The following is a 15,189-nucleotide window of genomic DNA, read 5'->3' as shown; positions in this document are numbered from 1 at the left end:
TTCTTTTTCCTCTACTAGAGCTTGGCTTTCTGTAATTTCTTCCTTAGATATTTTTTTGTTGACATTTTTACTTCTTCCTAATAATTTTATTTTTTAGTAAATAAAAAAGCTTTAAGCACCTATTATTGAGGCAGTTAAAGCTCTTAATTTATATTAAATTTATTCATGATAATAATATATGAATATTATAGTGGTTGATACGGATTTTAAATAATGAATGTAGGTTTTACAATAAGTGATATACACTTGTTTATAACTACTGATATGACTAATGTAGCTGAAAATGATATAATAAATGTATTATAATGTTAAAAATTGAATACATATATCATTTCTATAGAAAAAATAAAAACAATTTGATATACTAAAAGCACAATATTACGAATACTCTTCGAATAATAAATAATAGTAACAATGGGGGACTTAAGATGGCAGCTATAAAACAATTACTTGCAACTAAAACAAATGGATTAAATGTAAAACTATTTGAATATGATATTGATGACGAGCAAAGTTATAATCAACTAAGAGAGTATTTAATTAGTAAAGTAAAATCTTCCAACGTTCACAATGTAGAGAACTATGATTTGACATATTTTGCAGCTAAAAATCTAAAACCAGAATTTATCCAAAAGTTTAATGAAAAAGTAGCTAAAATAAGCATTCCTAAAAAATCAAAAGTTCCTCAATTCGATGTTCGTAGAGAAAGAGTAACTGAATGGATGGCTCAACTTTTGCTAGAGAAAGAATATGGCTGTACTTTTTATGATGAAGCAGATAAAAGAATGAATTTAAAACCGGTTGAAATAGATAAACATACAGATGGAATTGATGTCCCAGGTATTCGGATAGTTGATAATTCAATAAAATTTGTTATTTGTGAAGTTAAAGCATCAGAAACTGAAAAAATACCATGTACTTCAGTAATAGCTTCATTACAAGATGATATTCAGAAAGCAGTAGATAATAGAGATAATAGAGTTTCAAGAGAAATTTTGCAATATATGTACGGAATTCGAAACGTTAAGTTTCATGATGATGAGCTTCAAAGAATTATAAATTTTTTATCGCATTTAATAGCTGGTGAAAAAGATACGTTAGCCGAAAATATTATGTTTTTTCCTTTACTTATAAGAAATAATAATAAGATAACAAGTAATAAAGACACAGGTGATTATAAAAATTTTACTATTAGTGGTGCTAGTAATAATATTGAAAATATTATACTTGCATTTAACAAATCTATAAATAATTTTAGTGATGCCATTTATAAAGAGGCGATAGGAAATGAATAATATTGATGCAATTATAAATTCAATAAAATCTGTTTTTAAAGTAAGTGAAGATAGTCTATTTTCACTCGGTGTAATGCTGGAAAATATTGATAAAAACCGCATTCATCATAAATTCGGTACAGTCTTTAAAGAAAATAAATATTCAAATAGCGAATTAATTTCAAAGACCAATTTACTTAATGCTTTAATGGAAATTGTTTTAGAAAATCCTAATATGGAAGAAATAAAAAGTAATGAAAGAAAAAACTTATTATCAGAATTGTATAGTTCAACTGCTACATTATATGAACAGCTATTAAGTCAAGATAATGATAGCGTGTGGAATAATTTATCGTATCTTGTAATGTACAGTATGCTTTCTTATCTAGCGGATAAACAAACAATTTCTAATATTGTTATTAATGAGTATAATGCTAAATTAAAAAACAAGATAGATAAATATACTAATTTGACAACTTTAGAAAAATTAGAACTTGATACGTATTATTTGATTGTTTTAATGGTTAGTAATATTAAGAACTATGATGGTTTATTAAAATTAAATTCATACATTGATAAAGCTGAAAAAGAACTAGATAAAGCACAAAATGAGGAAATTGAAAAAGATGAACTGGATATTGAAAACGGATTAAAAATTAGTGCATTTGGCAATATAATTTATCTTACCTCACTTCTTAAAGAATACTTATTTACTGGAAAGATTGAAAAAGAAGAAAATCAGGATATTTATAGCGTTATCGATGTATACTCATACAATGCTTTTTATTTATTAAATGCTGAAAACATAGAATTAAAATTAATTGGATATTTGCTTAAGTATTCTTATACTCAAGTTGCTGAAAATTCCATTTGGAATATAGCTGAGAAATCACCTAAGATTCGTCAATTTATAGAAAATAATTTGCTTGGAAAAGGCAACTATGTATATTCTCTATTACCATCACAGAGAGAAGTAATTTCAGATGTTTTAACTCCAAAAAAAAGTATTATAGTAAGTATGCCTACAAGTTCCGGAAAATCACTACTAGCTGAAATGCAAATTTTATTTAGTTTGCACAATTATAGTACACAAAATTTTAAACCTACGATTTGTTATATAGTACCTACTAATGCATTAATCGAACAGGTAAAGAGGGATTTAAATGAAGATTTCAAAGAATTCGAATTTAATATTGAAACAGCTTTACCTTGTTATGATGTTGATGAAATAGAAGAAGAAATTTTAAATAGAAAACATATTGATATTTTAATTAGCACTCCAGAAAAACTTGAATCTCTAGTTAGAATTGGTCATCCATCTATTATGAATACCCGTTTAGTCATTATGGATGAAGCTCATAATATTGGAGATAGAAGCAGAGGTTCAAAATTCGAATTGGTATTAGCAACTATAAAGCAGAGGATGAAAGAAGTTAATTTTTTATTATTAAGTCCATTCATTCCTAATGCAAATGAAATAGGAGAATGGCTTGCTGATTCTAAACGAAATTCTACTGTAGTATCATTTGAATGGTCCCCTACAAATCAGTATGTAGGTTGCAATATTTTAGAAAATAAGAAAACACAATCTATATTGGAATTTTATAAATCAGCAAGAAATAAACTTGGAACAGAAAATATTGAAATTGCTTTAAGACATAATCCTATGGATATAAAACAGGAGATGCAAGAAAAAAGTATTAATAATACTGTTAAAATATGCTGTATTCTTAGTGATTTTGTTAGACAAGAAGGTAATGTTTTAATTTTATGTGAAGGTTTAAGAACAACCAAAACTCTTGCTATAAAAATCAAGAATTATTTTATGAATAATGGAGAATTGAGAGATTTAACTAGCAATAAAGACATAAAAAAGGCACTGGAAATAATTAAATTAGAATCCGATGAATATGATCCTCTATTGGAATGTGTAAAATATGGAGTATGCTATCATAATTCTGGATTATCTACACTTGTAAAAGAAACCCTTGAAGATCTGCTAAGAAAAAATCTTATAAAATTTGCATTTACAACTACCACATTGGCACAAGGAATGAATTTTCCAATTAGTACTGTGATTTTCGAAACCATTAAATTTAGGGGTGATCATAAATTTACTAATGCAGAATTCTGGAATATAGCAGGAAGGGCTGGTCGTGCATACAAAGATAAAGAGGGTTATATTATAGTATCCTTTAGGAATTCAGCAAAAGAAACTAGAGAAAGCACTAAGGAATATATAAAAAAAGATGCAGAGGATGTAATTTCATCTTTAAATTCTTTCTTTTCAGGAGATAACCAGATAAGTTTAGATTATGATTTTTTAAAGAAGCCTAATAATACTCCAGTACTTAATTTAATTCAATATATTAGTCACATTTTAAATATTGGATATGAATACAATATAAATACATCAGAACTAGCTAAAATAAGAACAATTTTAAATGATTCTTATTTATACCACAGCCTAGATAAACAAGAAGGCTATATTAATGCACAAATGAAATTAAATAATTTTGTTGCTCAATATGTCCGCCATATTAGTGATAAAAAAAAGGAAGAATTGAAAAAAGCAGATCAGCTTGGAATTAGTGATATAAGCTTCTCAAAAGTCAAATCAATAATTGGTGCATTTATTACTGGCTTAAAAAGCCAAAATGATAATGAATATAAAGCCTCTGACATCATACTTAAAACAAAAAATTATGAAAAATTAGGTGAAATAATAGACATAATCTCCAAAATACCAGAAATACACATTGAGATGACAGGTAAAGGAGAATTAGATTCAAAAAGTATTGCAAAGCTTGTAATCGGATGGGTAAATGGTAAAAAAATAAGCAGCATTGCAGAATCAATTAGAAGAGATAATGAACCATTAGAATCTGCAATGGAATTATGCAATAAGTATCTAAATAGTCAAATGAAATCTTATATGCCTTGGGGAATCAATATTTATCAAGAATTAAGTTATGATTTAGGAACAGAAAATGCTAAGATGTTACCATCTTACATTTATTATGGCGTATCCAATAAAGAAGCCGCAATCATTTCAAAAATTGGTGTTCCACGTTTTGCAGTTAAAAATGTTTTGAATGTGCTTAAATCAGAACACCCAGAACTCGAAATAAAAGCTAATAACATAGAAAATCTTAAAGCCATTGTATCACAAATACAACCTAAACAATATAAGATCAAAAATGTTTCTAGTGAAATTATTAAAGAAATTGTAGACAGTAAAATAAAATAGTTCTTGATAAAATACTATTTCAATATAAAAAGCTAACAAATTTATCGTTACGACTATGGTAGGAAGTAGATGATAAACTTATTCTATAAATCTACTATTAAACTACCTGTAACAATTAATTGTGAACTTGACTGGAATTTATGATTAGTTTATTAAAACATTAGTCTTTAGTAAAACTAAGTGGTGAAAGCCACTTAGTTTTTTATTATACTATTGTAACAGTATGATTTTCAAATAATTATTTATATTCAATGTCTAAAATAAAATTACTAAATTATGAAAACTTCTTTATTTACCTTTTGACAATGATTCAAAATGAATTACCAGCTCATTTTTATCAAATATTGATTACAAAACCAACATGATCTGATTTTTCAAAAGCTACTTTAGCAATAATCTTTATCTACACTTTACCTTATTTTTAAAATAACTTTCTTTTAATTTTCCATTAAAATTATATTTTTTTCATCTTGCTGAATTTTATAAAAATATTTTAAATAGCCCTCATCTTTAATATATTGCATTATACTATCTGTTTCCTGCACTTCTTTAGCCTCAACATTTTCTGTCTCATAATCAATATAATCTTCTGGATACCATATATTTATTGGTATCTTATCAATTTCTAATTCTGGGAAAACTATTCCCATAGAAATATTCTCAATAACATCTAAAGGCATATCGTATCCATTAATATTTAAGCCTAGTTTTTCGCAAAAATATATAATTGATTTTAATTGATATCTACTTCTCCAATGTCCCCAATCCCACATTGTTTTTATTGGAATATACTTATATATAGGTGAATTGTTAAATTTATTTATTGCATATTTAAATATTATTATAACATAGCTTTTACCAAATACATTTGGATTCAAATCACCATTTTTTATAAAATATATTTCCAAATCCTCATTATATAAGTTTTTCAATTCTACAAGTTTTTTAATACACACTGTAATTCTTTTATAGTAATCTATGCTCGCATAAATTCTATTTGATTTTCCATCTATCCATTCTCTTTGGACATTAAACATTTTGCATGTCCAATTAATAATTTTATCATCAAGTATTTGCAAAATACTATCTTTATCTTTAAAATCTGATAATTTCAATTGAAAATCAGGATTAATATAAAAACAAATTTGATTTACTAATATACCATGATTTGTATATACGCTAATAAACCTATCTACTAATTTTAGCATATCATTATTTATATCATCCTTCTGCTCATTATTTGATTGAGATGATTTTTGTGGAAAGTTATTGTTATTATAATTAATATTTATTGATTTTATATTATCGTTCTTATTCGTATTAAAAATCTTTTTTAATACAAATGAAATTATCCCTATAATAGAAATCCCAGCTCCAGAAAATAGCCATTCTTTATTTTTAACACTCCATTTTACTAATTCATCTAACCTTTCTAACATTAAACCACTCCAAACCTCAATATTACATCTATTATATCATTTTCCTATACATTATATTATGGCTATTTCACATTAATCATCAATTTATTTTTTTAATTCCATAAAATTGTGAGCAAAATAAAAGAAACAGTTTATTCTCTGTTTCTTTTATACTTGCATATTATAATTTATTTAATATAAAATATAATTTAAGAAATCAATATTCACATCAAAGTCACTACTATCAATGCTTCCCGAGAAACTTCACATCTTTTATAATGCATTTCATTTTCCAAAGTGACGCTGTTACTTATGGTACGGTTCACCTCTACTAATCCTAAACCCTCTATAAATCTGCTCCAAAAGCATAACTCTAAAAAGCTGATGAGGAAATGTCATTTTAGAAAAGCAAAGCTTGTAATCTGCCCTGTTTAAAACCGCTTTTGAAAGTCCGAGAGAGCCACCTATTACAAATGCAATATTACTATTTCCCCTAAGCCCTAGGTCATCTATAAAGGCTGAGAATTCCTCAGAAGAAAGCATCTTGCCATTTAAATCCAAAGCTACGACATACATGTTATCTTTAATTGAAGAAAGTATTTTTTCTCCCTCTTTTTCCTTAATCAAGGCTTCCTCCTTAGATGATGCATTTTCTGGAGTTTTTTCATCCTGAAGTTCAATTATATCTATCTTACAATACCTGCTAAGACGCTTAGAGTATTCTAAAATTGCTTCTTTCAAATATTTTTCTTTAAGTTTTCCAACGGTTATTAAAGTTATATTCATTTTACGCTCCTCATTAAAAAATCAATTCACAGTTTAGGGAAAATAAATTATCCTTATGTTGTGAATTGTGAATTTAAAAAATATTACTTGATGATCCATAAATAGCACATAAATAAAAAACCCTCCATCAGAACAATAGAGAGTTTTATATTTATGTATTATCTTTTTCCACAGCAGTTTTTATATTTTTTACCGCTTCCACAAGGACAAGGATCATTTCTCCCTATCTTGTTTTTATTTACAAAAATTTTTGAAGTGCTCCAGCTTTTCTTAATTTCTTTTCTCTTTTCAGGTGAAAAAATACCATCCCACTGAGGTAGGCTGTATAAGTAATCAGCTTTTGCTTCAAGCATATTGAAATAAAGCTTTTCAAAATCAATATTTAATTCAATTTCAGAATCAGCTTCAATTTTTTCAAGGTCTAAAGGCTGTTTTAAACTGTCATTTATACCATCCAAAAAGCCCATATAAAAAACTGTAGATGTGTTGTACTCTTTTGCCAAATCCTCTACTTTGCCCTTTAATTCCTTTTTGTGATTTGCAAGAAGCTTAGTATAAATTGAAGTTTCAATTTCACCATAGTCTTTCCAAAATGCCGCTTCTCCTTTATGTTTTACATAGTCTACAATCATGTCTGTCCAATCTTTATATAGACTCATAATTTCTTATTCTCCTTTTAATAAATATTTACCTATAATATTATAGCCATATTTCTCTCTATTTTCAACATGAGAAATAATATATTTTTAATTATATTATGCTACTTTGTAATTTTTTTCAAAGATTCTATATTATTTTTGTTTATAGGCTTTGATATATCGTAATTTCCGCCTAAGGTATCAGTATCATTATTATCTATAAGTATTTTGACGGATTTTATGGATTCAAGCTGTCCCAAGGATTTAACTATGCTTTTTAAAGTAGCCCCTTCCTTGGCCTCAGTCATCTTAATCTTAGCCTCACCACTTAAGCTTACATAAGCAATTCCATCCTTTACAGAAAAGCTAAGCAATTTTGTATTTGTGGGCAATACCGGCTTCAACTTGCTATTCACAGCAGGACCTTTAATTAACTCATTAATTATTAATTCTCCCATTATCTCATCTTTACTCATCATTCTCTCCTCTTTAGAGATTTGAGCCTGATTTTCATTATTAGATGAATCAAAATACAAATTAAAATCCACAACACTACTATTTTCCTTGTAAAGTTTTAACTTTTTAATCTTTTCAGTAGTATCTACACTAGACTTATCCTTTTTTTCACAACCTGAAAAAGTAACAGACGAAGCAGTTAAAATTGAAATTCCTAAAACTAAAGCAATAAGCCTTTTCATATAACAATCTCTCCTTGTATTTTACTTTAAACACAAATCGATTATATCTCCATATAATTACTAGGTTCCCCTCTTTTGGCCATGCTAATAAAAACATCGCTATTAACTTTTACGCCGCTTTCTACTAATACATTTTCAACCGTTTTATACGCCAAATCAGGATAATTATTAGTTTTGCTCAAATGCCCTAAAATAATCTTTTTCCGTTTTCCTGATCCTATTATATCCAAAATAGCTTTGCCACAATCTTCATTGGATAAATGCCCTACATTACTAAGTATTCTGCATTTTAAAGGATATGGATACGGTCCAAATTTTAGCATTTCAACATCATGATTGCTTTCAAGAAGTATTACATCCGAATCCTTTATTGAAGCTTTTACCTCATCTGAAAAATATCCAAGGTCAGTAGCTACGCAGACAGATTTATTTTTACTTACAATTTTATATCCACATGGAGCAGCAGCATCATGCGGTATTTTATAGGATATTATCTCCAAGTCCTTTATGCTTATGCATTCACCATATGGCATTATTTTTATATTTTCACTTTTGATCTTACCCAAGCTTCCAGCCATTGCCTGCCAAGTAAGTTCATTTGCATATATAGGTATATTATATTTTCTTGATAAAATTCCAACGCCCTTTATATGATCCAAATGTTCATGTGTTACAAAAATACCGTCTATCTTCGAAGGATCCTCATTAATGCATGACATAGCACTATCTATGCTTTTGCCAGATAGTCCAGCATCAACCAATATACTTGAATTATCAGAACCAACGAAAATACTATTTCCACTACTTCCACTATAAAGCGAACAAAATTTCATAATAACTCCTTTATATTTAAGCCTTTACTCTTTTTATATCCGCACCTAATTTTCTAAATTTCTCTTCGATATGAGGATATCCTCTATCTATATGTTCTATACATGATATTTCACTTTCACCTTCTGCTGAAAGAGCTGCTATTACCATTGCTGCTCCTGCTCTTAAATCAGTAGCCTTTACAGCTGCTCCGGTAAGTTTTTCAACACCATCTATTATTGCAATTCTACCTTCTACTTTTATGTTTGCTCCCATTTTTTTAAGCTCGTCAACATGTTTTAATCTGCTTTCCCATATGCTTTCATTAATTATACTTCTTCCCTTAGCAGTACATAGAAGCGTGCTCATTGGCTGCTGTGCATCTGTTGGAAATCCAGGATAAGGCAGTGTCTTAATATTTACGCCCTTAAGTTCTTTATCTGATTCTATTTCTATAAAATCGTCGCCTTCTTTAATCTTAGCACCCATTTCAACTAACTTGGCCGAAACAGATTCTAAATGCTTTGGAATTACATTTTTTATCATTACTTTTCCACCACAAGCAGCAGTAGCAATCATATATGTTGCTGCTTCCATTTGATCTGGAATAACACTGTAATTACAGCCTTTTAATTCCTTTACACCTACTATTCTTATTACATCCGTACCTGCGCCTTTTACATTGGCTCCCATTGTGTTTAAAAAGTTTGCAACATCTACTACATGAGGCTCTTTTGCTGCATTCTCAAGTACAGTTGTACCTTCAGCAAGTACAGCGGCAAACATAACATTTATTGTTGCACCAACACTTACTACATCAAAATAAATATTAGTTCCAACAAGCTTATCAGCCGTAGCTTCTATTTCTCCATGTTCTATTTTAACCTTTGCCCCAAGAGCTTCAAAACCCTTTATATGCTGATCTATAGGTCTAACCCCTATAGGACATCCACCAGGAAGTTCAGCCCTTACTTTTCCAAACCTACCCAAAAGAGCTCCATAGAAATAATAAGAAGCTCTCATCTTTCTAACATCTTCTGTAGTTACACTTACACTTGTTACATTTGTACTATCTATTTCAACAGAATTACCAGTCCTTTTAACATTGCAACCTAAACTTGTTATTATTCTCTCCAAGCATTGTATATCCTCTATTTCAGGTATGTTATCAATAACGCCTATTCCTGAGCTGGCCATTACAGCCGCAGGAAGTATTGCTACAGCTGCGTTTTTAGCTCCACCGATTTCTATATTTCCATTAAGAGGTTTGCCTCCTCTTACAATTAACTTGTCCATCAACGTATCCATCCTTACCAATTAATTTTATATATATAAACTTTAAGTTAAATTCACTTATAATAATTACAAACATACAAATATTATTATAACATAAGTGCACTGTATTTTAACACTAAATTTTCAAATATGTAATTTAAATTTGACATTTATGGCTCAATAATTGCTATACTAGCAATAAATAAAAAAACCACGTACTAGATACGCGGTTTTTTTATTTATTGTTGACCCTCGTGTTTAAAGCTCCCACAGTCTGTAGCTTCAACATCGTGAGCTTCTGGTCTATGCTTTACAACCATAATATTTTCTAAAGTGCAATAATCATCATCTTTGCAATGGAACTTACATTCGCTTACAGTACATCCTATACTTTCATTATGCTCCATAATATTTCCTCCTTAATTTTATCTTACAAATTTATTATTGCAAAATATAAAAATATTATTCTAACAATAAATTAATTTATATGGTATAATAGAATTATTGTTTAACATTATAATTTGTGGAGGGTAAAAATGAAATATTGTTTAATCGCAGAGTTTACAAAAGAATCCTATTCAAATATAGAAAATGTACAGCGTTATGCCTGCAAAAAATATAAGCTATATAAAAAACTGCAAAACCTTCACATAATGCTCGAAACCATGGATGAGCCAAACTTAGATAAGCTAGACAAGATAATGCTTGAACAAATAAAACCTTATAAAAAATTCAAGATAAAGATTGAACCTAATCTTGTATATGATAACGAACAAAAGGCTGTTGCTCTAAAAGTAGAACAGCAGGGATACATAATAAGAATTATTAGAAATCTATGTGAAAAGCTAAATTATAGCGGCTTTAAGCTTCATTATAAAAATTTAGATGATCTTTATAATTTATATATTCCTATTGCAAATGGCAATTACCAATTAAAAAACCTTTTTCAACAGGCAAATCAAAATGTTAACAATATATTAGAAAAGTCTGCTGGAACATCATTTTTTAAAATACAAGGATTCAAGCTATGTAAATTGACAGGTTACAAAAAAATATCAGTAATTAAAAGTTATCCTTTAAAGGACTACTAATTCTATGTCATTTACAAATCATCACATAAATAAAAAGGGAAAATCCTTAGTGGTTTTCCCTTTTTGCTATGCAAAATTATCCATTGAATAATTTTACAATTATTGTGCTGTTATATAACATGATTAAGTTTATGTAAATTTTTTTTAATAAATTTTAATGTAATCGTTTAGTGGAACTTTCTTTATTTATAACTTTAATATAAAATATATATATACCAAAGTTAAAGAAAGGCGGCACATTTCTATGGATTTTAATAAACTATTTCGTTTACAAAAGGATTTAGATGCACAAATCATAGAAGAACACAATCTTAAGGATGAGGTTTTATTTTCTCAGAAATCTCTTGCACTGCAAGTTGAAGTAGGCAAATTAGCCGATGAAACAAGATGTTTTAAATACTGGAGTAACAAAGCACCTGCTAAAAGAGAAATAATACTTGAAGAATATATAGACTGCTTACATTTCATACTTAGTATAGGTGTTGATAAAAATTTTGATGATATAACTCCCTCTTTAGCTAAATTCAACTATAATATAACAGAGCAATTCTTGGATTTATATGTAGATATTAACGATTTCGTAATTTGCTCATCAAAAGATCATTACATAACTCTTTTTGAAGACTTCTTAAGTCTTGGAAAAAACTTAGGATTTTCCGAATTAGAAATTGAGAGTGAATACATTGGGAAAAACGAATTTAATCAAGAAAGACAAAGCTCTAATTACTAGGAATACAATCTAGGTGTGAGAAAATTTCTCACACCTTTTTAGCGTAATTTTATTATATATGGTTAAACTATTCCTGAGGTGAATTTTTATGCTTGGTATAATATTTTCTATAGCAGCAGGAATATGCATGACCTTTCAAGGTGTGTTCAATACAAAGCTTAGCGACAAAATAGGCTTATGGGAAACAAATACTTGGGTTCAGGGTTCAGCATTTATAATAACTTTAATAGTATCTTTAGTATTTGGAACTGGTCACATAAAAGGTATTTTTAATGTGAATAAGCTTTATTTAACTGGCGGAATTCTAGGTGCAATAATAATTTTTACAGTAATGAAAGGTATTTCAGCCTTAGGACCAACATGTTCAATTTCCGTTATTTTGGTAGCTCAACTAACTTCAGCCGCCATAATAGATGCCTTTGGTCTATTTGATTCTAAAAAAATATCCTTTGGAACTAATGAATACATAGGAGTGGCATTGATGCTTGCAGGGATAGTAGTATTTAAATTAAAAATATAAGAGCAAAGAGTAGAGAGTAAAGAGTAGAGTGAAGGATGATTTATCTTCCTTACGTCAGATAAATCTAAAATTATATAAAAGCAAACCCTATCAAGTATATTGAACAAAAATAATTATGTCCTATCTTGAAATAGCACCAGCATTAAATTTTAAAATTTTCTGCAAAAGCAGAAAATTATCCTTCACTGTACTCTGTGCTCTATACTCTCTACTCTATATAAAACTTAAATGACAACAAATAAATTTTAGTTGATTTAAAGTTTATATGTTGTTAACCCCAATAATCCCTTCAGTGGCATCCGCCGCAGCTTGCACAATGTCCAGTGCAGTTGCCTCCATTTTTACCATAAAATTTTCCTTTGTAAAGTCTATCTACTTCTTCTGCTTTACACTTAGGACATATGATTTTTTCACTATCATTAGTTACTATTTCAAAAAATTCATTCCCACATTTTTTACATTTGTAATCTATTAAAGGCACTTAAATCACTTCCTACTTTAAAAATTTTACTATTATTATTTTACCACATTGCACGAACTCAATATAGATTTGCTACTCAAAGTTCAAAATAATTATATATTAATATTTCCTATCATATAAAGTACAGCTTTTCCACTCACTTTAACTCTATCACCAGCCATTTTGCAGTATAACTTTCCACCACGTGCTGATAGTTGTTTAGCCACCATTACATCTTTATTTAACCTTGATGACCAAAATGGTATTAAATTACTATGTGCCGAACCAGTTACAGGATCTTCATTTACACCGAGTTTCGGATAAAAGCAGCGAGATACAAAATCTACATTAATTCCTTTAGCTGTAACAATAACACCTAATCCCTTTTCTAATTTTATCATTTTAGAAAAGTTAGGAATTAATTTCTCTACTTGTCCTTCTGTTTCTAATACTACGAATAAATCTCTTGACAAATATGTTTCAGCAGGATAATCTCCAATAACATCCGATATTATTTCACGTGATAATTCTATTTTTTGGGGTTCTCTTAAAGGTAGATCCATTTCGTATAAATCACCCTCCCGCTTAACTTTAAGTGGTCCACTAGCAGTATTAAATGTCATATTTTTAATTCCTATATCAACATAATTAGAAATAACGTAAGAGGTTCCCAAAGTAGCATGTCCGCATAAATCTATTTCAGCCTTTGGAGTAAACCATCTTAGATCATAATCATTGCCTTTTTTAACCACAAAAGCTGTTTCTGATAAGTTATTTTCTCCTGCAATTTTTTGCATTGTACTGTCATCTATTGGATTATCTAAAACACATACTCCTGCTGGATTTCCTTTGAATACTTCATCAGTAAAGGCATCAACAACATAATATTTCATCCTTATCTCTCCCTAAAATATAATTTATTGGCTACTATGACTTAATTTTATTATACACAATGCGGACATTTTCTGCTAACAAATAATATACTGTTATTGTAAGCTTTATTGCAAGGAATGAATATATAATGTTTTTTCTAAAAGGTAAAATCAATCCAAACCTCTATGCCTTAACAGTAAAAAATGAGCATAGAAGTTTTAGAATACTTATACATTGCAAAAATTTTATAAACAGAATTACATCAAGGCTAAAATCACATAAGTGTACTATTTATTATACTATAGATACGCTAAATTGCATTTGTGCCTCAGCTTCTTCTTTTATGATAACTAGACTTACCGAATACCCTGAGGTGGATTATATAACCCTTGATAATTTTGCAAATATATGTGGTCACAATGTACATTCAGCAAACAACATCGGCTCTAGCCTCACAAAGAATTCTAAATTAGCAGGCAGAGGAATACGAATAGGCATTATAGATACTGGTGTTTATCCTCATAAGGATCTAAAATATCCAACTCCAAAAATATATAAATTTTTAGATATCATAAATGGACTTAACTATCCATATGATGATAATGGTCATGGAACCTTTATAAGCGGGTTAATTGCTGCAAGTGGCTCAAGTTCTAAAGGAACATATATTGGTATAGCACCAGAAAGTTCAATATATATGATAAAAGCCTTTGAAGCCACTGGAAAAGCATACGTATCATCAGTATTAACGGCTCTAGATATTCTCATAAAAGAAAGTGCCGAAAGCAACCTAAAAATAATATGTCTTCCTTTTGAAACCTCTTTCCAGGATTCATTTATTGATTCCTTGTTTTCAAAATTATTTACTCTTGCAAATAAAAATAATATTGTTGTAGTTCTTCCTTCTGGAAACAATAAAAATGATAAAAATTCAATGATAGGCATAGCAACTCTTAGTAATTGCGTAACCGTATCTGGGATAACTTCTAGCACGCAAAAAAAAGTTTATACTTATTCTTCTTCTGGTCCTTGTGGGAAACCTGAAAAGCCTGATTTTTGTGCGGCATGTACAGACTTAACTTCTCTTAATTGTGATACTGCTTTTGTATCCGAAAGAAATGGAATAAAATTATATCCACGAGAACTAAAGGAGCCTTACACCACTTATACCGGCACCTCATGCGCTGCTGCATTTACAGCTGGTGTATTTGCATTGCTTTTTGAAAAAATTCCTGATTTGCAATGCAAGGATGCAATTTCAATGATAAAAACTTCATGCAAACTATTAGATGTTCCAAAATGGCAGCAGGGTTATGGATATATAGATTTTAGAGATTTATTTTTTTAGCATATAATTTTAACGCAT

15 protein-coding genes are annotated in these 15,189 nt (G+C 29.0%); 6 read left to right on the top strand and 9 right to left on the bottom strand.

All coding sequences use genetic code 11. The annotated features are described in order from the left end of the window. The first annotated feature begins 428 nt into the window (after nucleotides 1–428). Nucleotides 429–1,295 carry a hypothetical protein gene (locus ACJDT4_RS10645; protein WP_406787549.1) on the top strand — a complete coding sequence of 289 codons (867 nt, stop codon included), beginning with the start codon at nucleotides 429–431 and terminating at the stop codon, nucleotides 1,293–1,295. Next, nucleotides 1,288–4,524, top strand: coding sequence for a DEAD/DEAH box helicase (locus ACJDT4_RS10640; protein ID WP_406787548.1), 3,237 nt, complete (start codon nucleotides 1,288–1,290; stop codon nucleotides 4,522–4,524). Before ACJDT4_RS10645 ends, ACJDT4_RS10640 begins: the two co-directional genes overlap by 8 nt. A gap of 437 nt (nucleotides 4,525–4,961) precedes the next feature. Here ACJDT4_RS10640 and ACJDT4_RS10635 read toward each other — a convergent pair whose 3' ends face one another. The 7 genes from ACJDT4_RS10635 to ACJDT4_RS10605 form a co-directional block, all read right to left on the bottom strand. Beyond that, complete coding sequence (locus ACJDT4_RS10635; protein WP_406787547.1) at nucleotides 4,962–5,963, bottom strand: hypothetical protein; 1,002 nt, start codon at nucleotides 5,961–5,963, stop codon at nucleotides 4,962–4,964. 285 nt (nucleotides 5,964–6,248) lie between these two features. Further along, entirely contained in the window at nucleotides 6,249–6,728 is a 480-nt protein-coding gene (rlmH, locus tag ACJDT4_RS10630; protein ID WP_406787546.1) for a 23S rRNA (pseudouridine(1915)-N(3))-methyltransferase RlmH, read from the bottom strand. Nucleotides 6,729–6,886: 158 nt separating this feature from the next. Continuing rightward, a complete protein-coding gene (locus tag ACJDT4_RS10625; protein ID WP_406787545.1) occupies nucleotides 6,887–7,387 on the bottom strand; it encodes an SEC-C metal-binding domain-containing protein in 501 nt (166 codons plus the stop codon). A gap of 101 nt (nucleotides 7,388–7,488) precedes the next feature. Beyond that, entirely contained in the window at nucleotides 7,489–8,064 is a 576-nt protein-coding gene (locus tag ACJDT4_RS10620) for a GerMN domain-containing protein (RefSeq protein WP_406787544.1), read from the bottom strand. Nucleotides 8,065–8,105: 41 nt separating this feature from the next. Continuing rightward, nucleotides 8,106–8,897 (bottom strand): MBL fold metallo-hydrolase, encoded by a 792-nt coding sequence (locus ACJDT4_RS10615; protein ID WP_406787543.1) that lies wholly within the window; start codon nucleotides 8,895–8,897, stop codon nucleotides 8,106–8,108. A gap of 16 nt (nucleotides 8,898–8,913) precedes the next feature. Then, nucleotides 8,914–10,170: a UDP-N-acetylglucosamine 1-carboxyvinyltransferase gene (locus ACJDT4_RS10610; protein ID WP_406787542.1), complete on the bottom strand. Its 1,257-nt coding sequence runs from the start codon at nucleotides 10,168–10,170 to the stop codon at nucleotides 8,914–8,916. Between the two features lie 218 nt (nucleotides 10,171–10,388). Continuing rightward, nucleotides 10,389–10,556, bottom strand: coding sequence for a DUF1540 domain-containing protein (locus ACJDT4_RS10605; RefSeq protein WP_406787541.1), 168 nt, complete (start codon nucleotides 10,554–10,556; stop codon nucleotides 10,389–10,391). 129 nt (nucleotides 10,557–10,685) lie between these two features. On the opposite strand from ACJDT4_RS10605, the gene ACJDT4_RS10600 reads away from it, so the two are divergent. The 3 genes from ACJDT4_RS10600 (at nucleotide 10,686) to ACJDT4_RS10590 (ending at nucleotide 12,490) form a co-directional block, all read left to right on the top strand. Beyond that, nucleotides 10,686–11,240 (top strand): 2'-5' RNA ligase, encoded by a 555-nt coding sequence (locus ACJDT4_RS10600; protein WP_406787540.1) that lies wholly within the window; start codon nucleotides 10,686–10,688, stop codon nucleotides 11,238–11,240. A gap of 244 nt (nucleotides 11,241–11,484) precedes the next feature. After that, nucleotides 11,485–11,970, top strand: a complete 486-nt coding sequence (locus ACJDT4_RS10595; RefSeq protein WP_406787539.1) for a dUTP diphosphatase — start codon at nucleotides 11,485–11,487, stop codon at nucleotides 11,968–11,970. 88 nt (nucleotides 11,971–12,058) lie between these two features. After that, a complete protein-coding gene (locus tag ACJDT4_RS10590) occupies nucleotides 12,059–12,490 on the top strand; it encodes a DMT family transporter (protein ID WP_406787538.1) in 432 nt (143 codons plus the stop codon). A 289-nt stretch (nucleotides 12,491–12,779) separates the two neighbouring features. Here the strand turns inward: ACJDT4_RS10590 and ACJDT4_RS10585 are convergent, their stop codons facing one another. Next, complete coding sequence (locus ACJDT4_RS10585; protein WP_406787537.1) at nucleotides 12,780–12,971, bottom strand: FmdB family zinc ribbon protein; 192 nt, start codon at nucleotides 12,969–12,971, stop codon at nucleotides 12,780–12,782. Nucleotides 12,972–13,063: 92 nt separating this feature from the next. Further along, on the bottom strand, nucleotides 13,064–13,843 hold the full coding sequence (locus ACJDT4_RS10580) for a PhzF family phenazine biosynthesis protein (RefSeq protein ID WP_406787536.1): 780 nt from the start codon (nucleotides 13,841–13,843) through the stop codon (nucleotides 13,064–13,066). Nucleotides 13,844–13,971: 128 nt separating this feature from the next. On the opposite strand from ACJDT4_RS10580, the gene ACJDT4_RS10575 reads away from it, so the two are divergent. After that, complete coding sequence (locus ACJDT4_RS10575) at nucleotides 13,972–15,171, top strand: S8 family serine peptidase (protein WP_406787535.1); 1,200 nt, start codon at nucleotides 13,972–13,974, stop codon at nucleotides 15,169–15,171. The last annotated feature ends 18 nt before the right edge of the window (nucleotides 15,172–15,189 follow it).

Origin of the sequence: Clostridium neuense (assembly GCF_045310695.1) — a bacterium.
GTDB classification, from domain to species: domain Bacteria; phylum Bacillota; class Clostridia; order Clostridiales; family Clostridiaceae; genus Clostridium_S; species Clostridium_S neuense.
Note: the sequence above shows the minus strand (reverse complement) of the source record. Positions and strands in the feature narration are given on the sequence as shown.

Excerpts from the sequence above, each read along its gene's own strand:
- ACJDT4_RS10615 (WP_406787543.1), bottom strand. The coding sequence starts at position 8,897 with ATGAAATTTTGTTCGCTTTATAGTGGAAGTAGTGGAAATAGTATTTTC.
- ACJDT4_RS10635 (WP_406787547.1), bottom strand. The coding sequence starts at position 5,963 with ATGTTAGAAAGGTTAGATGAATTAGTAAAATGGAGTGTTAAAAATAAA.
- ACJDT4_RS10605 (WP_406787541.1), bottom strand. The coding sequence starts at position 10,556 with ATGGAGCATAATGAAAGTATAGGATGTACTGTAAGCGAATGTAAGTTC.
- ACJDT4_RS10620 (WP_406787544.1), bottom strand. The coding sequence starts at position 8,064 with ATGAAAAGGCTTATTGCTTTAGTTTTAGGAATTTCAATTTTAACTGCT.
- ACJDT4_RS10600 (WP_406787540.1), top strand. The coding sequence starts at position 10,686 with ATGAAATATTGTTTAATCGCAGAGTTTACAAAAGAATCCTATTCAAAT.
- ACJDT4_RS10575 (WP_406787535.1), top strand. The coding sequence starts at position 13,972 with ATGTTTTTTCTAAAAGGTAAAATCAATCCAAACCTCTATGCCTTAACA.
- ACJDT4_RS10610 (WP_406787542.1), bottom strand. The coding sequence starts at position 10,170 with ATGGACAAGTTAATTGTAAGAGGAGGCAAACCTCTTAATGGAAATATA.
- ACJDT4_RS10645 (WP_406787549.1), top strand. The coding sequence starts at position 429 with ATGGCAGCTATAAAACAATTACTTGCAACTAAAACAAATGGATTAAAT.
- ACJDT4_RS10590 (WP_406787538.1), top strand. The coding sequence starts at position 12,059 with ATGCTTGGTATAATATTTTCTATAGCAGCAGGAATATGCATGACCTTT.
- ACJDT4_RS10595 (WP_406787539.1), top strand. The coding sequence starts at position 11,485 with ATGGATTTTAATAAACTATTTCGTTTACAAAAGGATTTAGATGCACAA.
- ACJDT4_RS10640 (WP_406787548.1), top strand. The coding sequence starts at position 1,288 with ATGAATAATATTGATGCAATTATAAATTCAATAAAATCTGTTTTTAAA.
- rlmH (WP_406787546.1), bottom strand. The coding sequence starts at position 6,728 with ATGAATATAACTTTAATAACCGTTGGAAAACTTAAAGAAAAATATTTG.
- ACJDT4_RS10580 (WP_406787536.1), bottom strand. The coding sequence starts at position 13,843 with ATGAAATATTATGTTGTTGATGCCTTTACTGATGAAGTATTCAAAGGA.
- ACJDT4_RS10625 (WP_406787545.1), bottom strand. The coding sequence starts at position 7,387 with ATGAGTCTATATAAAGATTGGACAGACATGATTGTAGACTATGTAAAA.